At 60.7% G+C, this 9,492-nt stretch carries 8 protein-coding genes; 7 read left to right on the top strand and 1 reads right to left on the bottom strand.

The window, feature by feature from the left end; translation table 11 throughout:
* Positions 1–176 precede the first annotated feature (176 nt).
* On the top strand, positions 177–350 hold the full coding sequence (locus BMZ42_RS17870) for a hypothetical protein (protein ID WP_175556783.1): 174 nt from the start codon (positions 177–179) through the stop codon (positions 348–350).
* Positions 351–621: 271 nt separating this feature from the next.
* On the opposite strand, the gene BMZ42_RS17480 is transcribed toward BMZ42_RS17870, so the two are convergent.
* The gene (locus BMZ42_RS17480; RefSeq protein WP_091525138.1) at positions 622–1,461 is read right to left on the bottom strand and encodes a beta-keto acid cleavage family enzyme; all 840 of its coding nucleotides are present in this window, start codon (positions 1,459–1,461) and stop codon (positions 622–624) included.
* Positions 1,462–1,583: 122 nt separating this feature from the next.
* Here BMZ42_RS17480 and BMZ42_RS17475 point away from each other — a divergent pair, with 122 nt between their 5' ends.
* The 6 genes from BMZ42_RS17475 (at position 1,584) to BMZ42_RS17450 (ending at position 9,455) form a co-directional block, all read left to right on the top strand.
* Positions 1,584–2,456 carry a MurR/RpiR family transcriptional regulator gene (locus tag BMZ42_RS17475; protein WP_091525135.1) on the top strand — a complete coding sequence of 291 codons (873 nt, stop codon included), beginning with the start codon at positions 1,584–1,586 and terminating at the stop codon, positions 2,454–2,456.
* Positions 2,453–3,775: an aspartate aminotransferase family protein gene (locus BMZ42_RS17470; RefSeq protein ID WP_091525133.1), complete on the top strand. Its 1,323-nt coding sequence runs from the start codon at positions 2,453–2,455 to the stop codon at positions 3,773–3,775. The genes BMZ42_RS17475 and BMZ42_RS17470 overlap by 4 nt, the downstream gene beginning before the upstream one ends.
* Before the next feature lie 158 nt (positions 3,776–3,933).
* Positions 3,934–4,914 carry a TAXI family TRAP transporter solute-binding subunit gene (locus BMZ42_RS17465; protein ID WP_091525131.1) on the top strand — a complete coding sequence of 327 codons (981 nt, stop codon included), beginning with the start codon at positions 3,934–3,936 and terminating at the stop codon, positions 4,912–4,914.
* A 181-nt stretch (positions 4,915–5,095) separates the two neighbouring features.
* The gene (locus BMZ42_RS17460; RefSeq protein ID WP_091525129.1) at positions 5,096–7,762 is read left to right on the top strand and encodes a TRAP transporter permease; all 2,667 of its coding nucleotides are present in this window, start codon (positions 5,096–5,098) and stop codon (positions 7,760–7,762) included.
* Between the two features lie 11 nt (positions 7,763–7,773).
* The gene (locus BMZ42_RS17455) at positions 7,774–8,199 is read left to right on the top strand and encodes a universal stress protein (protein ID WP_091525127.1); all 426 of its coding nucleotides are present in this window, start codon (positions 7,774–7,776) and stop codon (positions 8,197–8,199) included.
* A gap of 120 nt (positions 8,200–8,319) precedes the next feature.
* Positions 8,320–9,455, top strand: a protein-coding gene (locus BMZ42_RS17450) for an IS3 family transposase (RefSeq protein WP_420492485.1) whose coding sequence is annotated in 2 segments (ribosomal slippage) — positions 8,320–8,599 and positions 8,599–9,455 — 1,137 coding nt in all. Because the reading frame shifts where the segments join, the coding sequence is not laid out codon by codon here.
* Positions 9,456–9,492 lie beyond the last annotated feature (37 nt).

Here is a 9,492-nt window from a genome sequence, read left to right as displayed (position 1 = left end):
GCAGTCATCTTGGTTCCTTCGTCAGACGACGAGACCAAAACACTCCTTAAAGCTCAACCCTGAATCTGTGCCATGGGCGCTGACGGGGAACACTTCTGCAGTTCGGCCGCGCTGATCCGGAAGTTTTGCTGAAGCTCGTCGTTGAGTATCTCCATGTTGTCGTCGGAGAGAAATACATGGCCGGTGTGCTGGGCCTGGCCGATCGCGCGCAGGCAGCGCATGGTGCGAGCGGAGCCGCGATGAAGGCAAAAGCTGTAACTGCGAAAATGAACATCGTAGAGGCATCCGTTGTCGGAAACCTCGTAGAAAGTTTCGTGCCAGTTTCGCCAAGGCTTGGTGAATCTTGTTAAGACACTGTTTTCATGACATTAACTTCACAACTTCCTTGCAGCTGGAGAACAGGGCGTTTAGGAATGTGAACATCGCGAACCGGAAATGTTGCCCGACCTTAACATCCTCTCGTGGAAGAAGGCGCTGCCAGAGGTCGGGGACAATCGCTTTCCGTGTCATCTTGCCGATGAGCTCCGTTAGCGGACATCCCGGCCGAGAACGGTCACAAGCAGGAAGGAGATGAACGACGGTCGACGCGACGTTCTCGCACCCAAAACGCCAATGAACTGTTCACAGTCGCGACCAGTCTTGCATAAGTTCCTCGCCGCTCATGGCGCTTATGCCCGCAACTTCCAGCCCCCGTCGTACCGTGGCAACGAGTTCGGCATTCGACACGGCGGGGCTGCCGTCGGGCAAGACCAGGTTGTTTTCGAACCCGACCCGTAGGCCGCCGCCCAAAAGCCCGCCCATGATCGCACACGCAGCCTCATGAGCACCGAATGCGCACACCATGAAGCGCTGGAAAACCGGCTGGTCTGGAGCAAGAAAGGGCAGAAGATCCTGCGGTGCGGATGTCTGGCCGGTCGTATAACGTCCGAGAACGTAAAGCACCGGAGGCTCATCGAAAGGCACGATACCGCGTCTTCGCAGCGCGTCGAGCCGCACGGCCTCCTCCGGCTCATAGACAATGAATTGAGGCGCGACCCGCTCCGCCTTCATCCATTGCAGAAAATCACCGAATGCCGCCTCATTGGTAGTGTCCGGCATAAGCTCGCGAAGCGCTAGCGACGCGGCCTGCGGCTTCACGGCCCGCACCACCGCCATCTGCTGTTCGGGTCTGTAGATTCCCAGCGCCTCGGAGGTGATCTGGATCACCATCCCCTCACCCACCTCGGCTCTTATTGCAGTAATTGCGGCCCTGTAGGCGTCGGCGTCGAGCAGATGCCTATCCGCTCCATCGCGTACGTGGACATGGATCATCGCCGCGCCCGCGTCCCGGCACTCAGCCGCTGTCCGTGCCAGGTCGGTCGGCCCGATCGGCAGTGCCGGATGATCCGTCTTTGTCCTGCGCCCGCCGTTGGGTGCGACCGCCAGAGGCACTGACGATGCGGCGTTACGAACCCGCGCCATAGGCTGTATCCTTATCAAAATGATTCAACCGAATCATATGATCGAGGATTGAATCATTTGTTGCAATACGTCATCGCTGCAGCTAACCATGCAACTATGGAGGAGAGTACCGTAGACATAGACTGGTCGAGAATTTCGAGGAACTGCCGGAGCAGTTGCGCCATGCTGCCCGCTATGTTCTCGATCACCCTCGCGACGTGGCCCTTTTGTCGATGCGCAGGCAGGCGCATGAGGCTGGCGTGACGCCGGCGACGATGACGCGGCTGGCGCAGCGTATCGGCTTCGATGGCTATGACAGCCTCCGCGATCTTCACGCCGTGGCGTTGCGTAGAGCCGAACCGCAAACTTTCACCGTCAAGGCAGGCGAACAGGTAGACCGTCAGAAGAAAGATGGCGACCGGGCGCTGGCGGAAACCATGCTGATGCGCGTCGCGGCCCAGATGCAGGAACTGACCGCTGCCATCAGTCTCGAACGTCTCGAAAAGGCGGCTCATACGCTCAGCGCGGCACAGCGGATCTACTGCGTTGGTATGCGTTCCAGCTATGCGATCGCATGGCAGTTTCACTATATTCTTTCCATGATTGGCGGCCGCTCCACTCTGCTCGACGGGCCGGGAGGAACCGGCATCGATCTGACCGGACGCATTGCCGAAGGTGACGTGCTGCTTGCCGTCAGCGTCGCGCCCTATACGAAAGCGACCGTCGATCTCGCCCGGCTGGCCACCTCACGCGGGGCGGCCCTGATCGCGGTTACGGACAGCGAAGTGTCGCCTCTGGCGCGCATCGTCCGTGACGTCGTTCCAGTGCCGACAGACACCGCTTCCTTCCTGCACACCATGGCGCCCGCTTTCGCCATCGCCGAAATTCTTGGCGCGCTGGTTGCGGGCCATGCAGGCGACGCGGCGCTCGCAGCGCTGAAGCAGTTCGACGGCGGGGCCAAAGAGCTTGGCATTCACATACAGCCGCAACGCAAACGCAAGATGGACACGCCATGACCCGGCTCATGCACCGTTCCCTTATCACGACTCCGCCGGTCGCAGTCGCCGCGCGCGGCATCGAAATCATAGATGCGCAGGGCAAGGCCTATATCGACGCATCCGGCGGCGCAGCTGTTTCCTGCCTCGGGCATGGACATCCTGCGGTGCTTGAGGCGCTGCACAAGCAGCTGGACCAGATCGCCTATGCTCATACCGGTTTCTTCACTACCGAGATTGCCGAACGGCTCGGCGAACGGCTGATAGAGGGTGCGCCGGAGGGGCTCGAGCATGTCTATCTGGTTTCGGGCGGGTCGGAAGCGGTCGAGGCCGCGCTCAAGATGGCGCGCCAGTATTTCGTCGAGATCGACCAGCCGCAGCGCCGCCACATCATCGGCCGCCGCCAGAGCTATCATGGCAATACGCTGGGCGCGCTGGCCGCCGGCGGCAACGAGTGGCGGCGCGAGCAATTTCGTCCGCTGCTCACCGAAACCCACCATATCGATCCCTGCTTTTCCTATCGCTTCCAGCGCGAAGACGAAAGCGAGGAGGACTATGCGGCGCGCGCCGCCCGCTCGCTGGAAGAAAAGCTTACTGAACTGGGCCCGGAAACCGTCATCGCCTTCGTCGCCGAGACGGTCGTCGGCGCGACGGCGGGGGCCGTGCCGCCGGTTGGCGATTATTTCCGCCGCATCCGTGAAATCTGCGACCGTCATGGTGTGCTGCTGATCCTCGACGAGGTGATGTGCGGCATGGGGCGCACCGGCACGCTGCACGCCTGCGAGCAGGAAGGCATCGTTCCCGACCTGATGACCATCGCCAAGGGGCTGGGCGGCGGCTACCAGCCGATCGGCGCGGTGCTGGTTTCAGGTAAAATCCGTGACGCGTTGCGCGCAGGTTCCGGCTTCTTCCAGCATGGCCACACCTATATGGGCCATCCAATGGCGGCCGCTGCCGGTCTTGCGGTGCAGGAAACCATCCGTCAGCACGGATTGCTCGACAATGTGCGCGCCATGGGTGCGGTGCTGGAAGAACGGCTGACAGCACGCTTCGGCAACCATCACCATGTCGGGGATATCAGGGGACGCGGCCTGTTTCGCGCCATCGAACTGGTGGAGGATCGTGCAAGCAAGCGTCCGTTTTCTACAGAACGCAAAATTCATGCGGCGATCAAACGGGAAGCGATGGCGCGCGGCCTGATGGTCTATCCGATGGGCGGCACCATTGATGGCGTCAGGGGTGATCATGTCCTTCTGGCCCCGCCCTTCATTGTGAACGAAATCGATGTCGACCGCATTGTCTCCCGTCTTGGGGACGCGGTCGATGCTGCTGTTACTTGACGGTGCCGCCGATACGCGCACTCTATGAACCAGGGATCGGGGGAGTTCCGCGCCTGCTACCTCCGACCTCAAATCACGAACGGGACAAGTCCGCGGCACGGGGCCTGTCTCTACTCGAAAGCCCCCAAGGGGAGCGTGCCCAACAGGGAGACTCACTCATGAAAAGACATTCGGCACTCGGTTTCGGCCTCGTCGCGGCGATGTTCGCCTCACTTGCCACTGGGGTCGCCAGCGCCCAGGAACAGCGTTTCGTCTCGGTCGGCACCGGCGGCGTGACCGGGGTGTACTATCCGGTCGGCGGAGCCATCTGCCGCCTGATGAACCAGACCCGTCGTGACCACGGCATCCGCTGTTCGGTCGAATCGACCGGCGGCTCTGTCTTTAACGCCAATGCCATCAAGGGCGGCGACCTCGAATTCGGGGTGGTGCAGTCGGATGTCCAGTACAATGCCGCGAATGGCGAAGCCGGCTTTGCCGATGGCGGGCCGCATGAAAAACTGCGGTCGGTCTTCTCGCTTCATGCCGAGCCGCTCACGGTGGTAGCCCGCGCTGATTCCGAGATCACTGACTTCGACAGCCTCAAGGGCAAGCGTGTCAATATCGGCAATCCCGGCTCCGGCCAGCGCGCGCTGATGGACCTGCTCATTGAGGAAAAAGGCTGGACCAACTCTGACTTTGCCTTGGCGGCCGAACTCGCTCCGGCCGAGCAGAGTTCCCAACTCTGCGACAACAACATCGACGCCTTCGCCTATACGGTCGGCCATCCGGCCGGCGCCATCCAGGAAGCGACGACAACTTGCGATTCGAGGATCGTTCCGGTCGAAGGAGAGGTGGTCGACAAGCTGGTCAACGATCGCCCCTATTATTTCAAGGCGGTTATCCCTGGCGGCATGTACAACGGTAATCCTGACGACGTGAACACCTTCGGCGTGGGCGCAACCGTCGTCACCTCCGCCGACGTGCCGGACGATGTCGTGCATGCGTTTGTCGACGCGGTATTCAAGGATTTCGACGCCTTCAAAAGCCTGCATCCGGCGCTTGCCAATCTCAACCCGGAAGAGATGGTAAATCAGGGCAATTCCGCCCCGATGCACCCGGCGGCCGAGGCCTATTTCAAAGAAAAGGGTTGGCTCCAGTAGCAGGACGCGCATCATGCGAAAGACGCGCGCATGACCTCTAGCCGACGCCTCGTCGCCCCTATCCGGAACGCGCAAGCGCGCCCAGACACGCACGTGTCCGGTTGATCAGCAGGGAGGCGTTCCCGATCCGGAACGCCTCCCTTTTTACTTTGCAGAATTGTCACCCGGGGAGGGAACCGTCATGGCGACAGACAACGGCAAGACGAGCGCCAATGCACCACTGAGCGGAACCGAGCTTCAGGATCTCGTGGCCGCCTCAGACACCGGAGCGCGCAATCCTGTTGGCTTTTCTGCATGGGTGATCTCGGGCGTGGCGCTTTGCTGGTCGTTGTTCCAGCTTTATATCGCCTCGCCGCTGCCTTTCATGCTGAGCAGCGTGACCGGGTTGCCGCTGGTGTTCAATGACACCCAGACACGATCCATCCATCTTGCTTTCGGCGTGTTCCTGGCATTCATGGCATATCCAGCATTTTCCAGCAGTCCTCGCAGTCGCATTCCGAGGCTCGACTGGATACTGGCGATCCTTGCAGCCTTCACCGCTCTCTACATCTTCATCTTCTATCGTGATCTTGCCCGCCGCCCCGGCCTGCCGATCACGCAAGATCTGGTGGTGGCCGGCATCGGCATGGTGCTGCTTCTGGAAGCAACGCGTCGCGCGCTGGGGCCGCCGCTGGCGGTCGTCGCACTGGTCTTTCTGGCCTATGTGTTCTTCGGCTCCTCGCCGCTGGTGCCCGACATCATCCGCTGGGGCGGGGCCTCGTTCGGCCGCGCCATGGATCAGATGTGGCTGTCGACCGGCGGCGTATTCGGTGTGCCGCTGGGTGTCTCGACCGCCTTCGTGTTCCTGTTCGTGCTGTTCGGCTCGATGCTTGACCGGGCCGGCGCCGGCAATTTCTTCATCAAGCTCGCCTTTGCGCTTTTAGGCCATATGCGCGGCGGACCGGCCAAGGCGGCCGTGCTGTCCTCGATGATGACAGGTATGATTTCCGGCTCGTCGATCGCCAATGTGGTCACCACCGGCACCTTCACCATTCCGCTGATGAAGCGCGTCGGTTTCACGCCGGAGAAAGCCGGATCCGTCGAGGTGGCAAGCTCGGTCAACGGCCAGATCATGCCACCGGTCATGGGAGCCGCTGCCTTCTTGATGGTAGAGTATATCGGCATCCCCTATATCGAGGTCATCAAGCACGCCTTCCTGCCTGCGGCCATCTCCTACATCGCGCTGCTTTATCTGGTGCATCTGGAAGCTGTGCGCGGCAACATGCCTGTCCTGCCCAAGCGCATCGAAACCACCGGTCTGCAGTCACTGCTGCGTACCGGCATCACGATCGCCTCAATCGTCGTTCTGGCAGGCGTGATCTATTATTTCATCGCCTTCATGCGCATGCTGATACCAGGTCTGTCCGGCCCGTTGCTGATTGCGCTTCTGCTGGCAGTCTATGTCGGGCTGATCTGGTACGCATCCAGAGTTCCCGATCTCGATCTCGACGATCCCAACGCGCCGGTGGTCGAACTGCCGTTGGTCAAGGATGTCATCAAGACCGGCCTACATTATCTTCTGCCGCTTTTCGTTCTGGTCTGGTTTCTGATGGTCGAACGCCGCTCGCCAGGCCTTTCGGCCTTTTATGCGGTTCTGCTGCTGATCGTCGTTGTCCTGACCCAGAAGCCGCTCAAGTCCTTGTTCCGCGGGATTCGCTCCGCTGGCCAGGTCGCCGCCTTTCGCGACGGCTTCGATGATCTGATTGCCGGCCTCATCGCCGGCGCACGCAACATGATCGGCATCGCCTGCGCCACCGCCGCCGCCGGCATCATTGTCGGCACCGTTACGCTGACCGGCATCGGTCAGGTCATGGCGGAATTTGTTGAATTCCTGTCCGGAGGCAACATTTTCCTGATCCTGGTCTTCACCGCAGTCATCAGCCTTATTCTGGGCATGGGCCTGCCGACCACGGCCAACTATATCGTCGTTTCCTCACTGATGGCGCCGGTCATCGTCGAAGTCGGGGCGGCCAACGGCGTACTGATTCCACTGATCGCGGCGCATATGTTCGTCTTCTATTTCGGCATCATGGCCGATGTGACGCCACCAGTCGGGCTTGCCTCCTTTGCCGCTGCGGCCGTTTCCGGCGGCGATCCGATCAAGACAGGCTTCGTCGCCTTTTTCTATTCGTTGCGGACCGTGCTGCTGCCCTTCATCTTCGTCTTCAACACCGATCTGCTGCTGATCAACGTCGGCTGGCTGGGCGGTATCTGGATCTTCGTGTTGGCGACCGCGGCGATGCTCATTTTCGCTGCGGCCACGCAAGGCTTCTTCATGGCCCGAAACCGTATCTGGGAGACGGCGGCGCTGCTTCTGGTCACGGTCCTGCTTTTGCGCCCCGGCTTCTTCCTCGATCTGGTGCAGCCGCCCTATGAAACGATTGCGCCGCAGCAAATCTATGAAACAGTGGAAGTCCAGCCCGACAACGTCCAGTTGCGCGTCCATATTTCCGGTCCTTCCTTCAATGATCCCGGCAGCAGGATCGAGCGCATCATGGCCTTCGACCTCGGCGCCGCCGGCGAGACGGGTCAGGCACGTTTCGAGGCGGCGACCGATCTTGCCGTGCGGTTGGAAGATGACAGGGCGATCCTCGAAGAACCTTTCGACATGAACAGCCTGGCTGGGCGCACCTTGTCGAATTTGGATTTCTATGCCGACGAGCCCGTCATGCTCACATCCGTGGAAGTGCCCGCCGAGCGCGCGCCAGCGGAAATCTTCTACATCCTGGCGGCGCTTCTGCTGGGGCTGGTGATCTGGTCCCAGCGTCGGCGTGGCGGAACTCTCGCCGGCAACCCGCAGGCCGCCTGAGGAGAGATGCAATGTACAAGAACATTCTGGTTACCGTCGATCTCGGCGAAGCCGAAGCCGAGAAGAAAGCGCTGAGGACAGCCACGGAACTGGCAAAATTCTACGGCGCCAATCTGCACGTGCTCACCGTCGTGCCCGATTACGGCATGTCGCTCGTCGGCGGTTTTTTTCCAAAGGATCATGAGCAACAAGCGATCGAGCAGGCCAACAAGGCGCTGCATGAGTTCACAAAGGCGAATATTCCCGCCGATGTGAGACATCGCCATATTGTCGGCCGCGGCTCCATCTACCGGCAGATCCTCCACTTTGCCGATGTTAGCAAGGCCGATCTCATAGTCATGCTGGCCTCGACGCCTGGGCCGGAGGATTATCTTCTTGGCCCGAATGCCGCGCGTGTCGCCCGTCACGCCAGCGTATCGGTACATGTGGTGAGATAGGATCCGTCAATCTGAAAAGCAGATTCAGTCAGATGAAAACCGGGCCAGAGCAACAGAGGTGGTCCCGGATTTTGAGACAGGGGCATAAGGTGGATCTTCCTATGAGAAGGACGATCCAGCATGAAGACACGCAGACGGTTTTCAGCCGAGTTCAAGGCCAAGGTCGCGCTTGAGGCGATCCGCGGCGAGCGGACGATTTCGGAACTGGCCACGAAGCACCAGCTTCACCCGAACCAGATCACGCAGTGGAAACGGCAAGCTATCGAGAATCTGGCCAAGGCGTTCGACGACAAGGGTGCGGATGCGCAGGTCGGCCGGGAAGCCGAGGTGACGAAGCTGCACGCCAAGATCGGCCAGCTCGTCGTCGAGCGGGATTTTTTGGCCAAAGCCTTCGATCGCTGAGCCTGGATCGGAGGAGAATGATGATTGATCCCGATCACAACCGGCTCTCGATCCGCCGCCAGTGCGAACTGGTCTCGATCTCGCGGGCCTCGTTCTATCGCCAGCCCGCCAGTGAAACGGCCGAAAACCTTGAACTGATGCGCGTCATCGACGAGGCGTTCATGGAAACGCCCTGGTATGGCTCCAGGCAGATGATGCGGCATCTGCGGCGCCAAGGCTGGTGTGTGGGCCGCAAGCGGGTCCGGCGGCTGATGCGCAAGATCGGTCTGTCGCCGATTTACCAGGCGCCGAAGACCAGCGCGCCGCATCCGCAGCACCGTATTTATCCCTATCTGCTGCGGCATCTGAGCATCGCGCGGCCCGATCAGGTCTGGTGCGCCGACGTGACCTACATTCCGATGCGGCGTGGCTTTCTCTATCTCGTCGCCATCATGGACTGGTTCAGCCGTAAGGTCCTGGCCTGGCGGTTGTCGAACACGATGGATGCCGACTTCTGCGTCGCCGCTCTCGAAGAGGCGATCGCCCGCCATGGCAGGCCCGACATCTTCAACACGGATCAGGGAAGCCAGTTCACCAGCTTCGCCTTCACGACGACGCTGAAGGATGCCGGCATCCGCATCTCCATGGACGGGCGCGGCCGCTGGATGGACAACGTCTTCATCGAGCGGCTGTGGCGCAGCCTCAAATACGAATGCGTCTTCCTCAATGCCTTCGAGACCGGCAGCGAGGCGCGCAGCGGCATCGGTTCCTGGATCGACTATTACAACCGTCGAAGGCTGCACTCAGCCTTCGACGGCAGGACACCCGATGAGGTCTATGCTACGGCAGAAATGACGGAGCAATTGGCGGCGTAGAAACAACCGGATCCACCTTAGCAAAGCCGCCAAGCTG

It is taken from the genome of Aquamicrobium aerolatum DSM 21857 (assembly GCF_900113935.1).
GTDB classification, from domain to species: Bacteria; Pseudomonadota; Alphaproteobacteria; order Rhizobiales; family Rhizobiaceae; genus Aerobium; species Aerobium aerolatum.
This window is presented reverse-complemented; position numbering and strand designations above follow the sequence as displayed.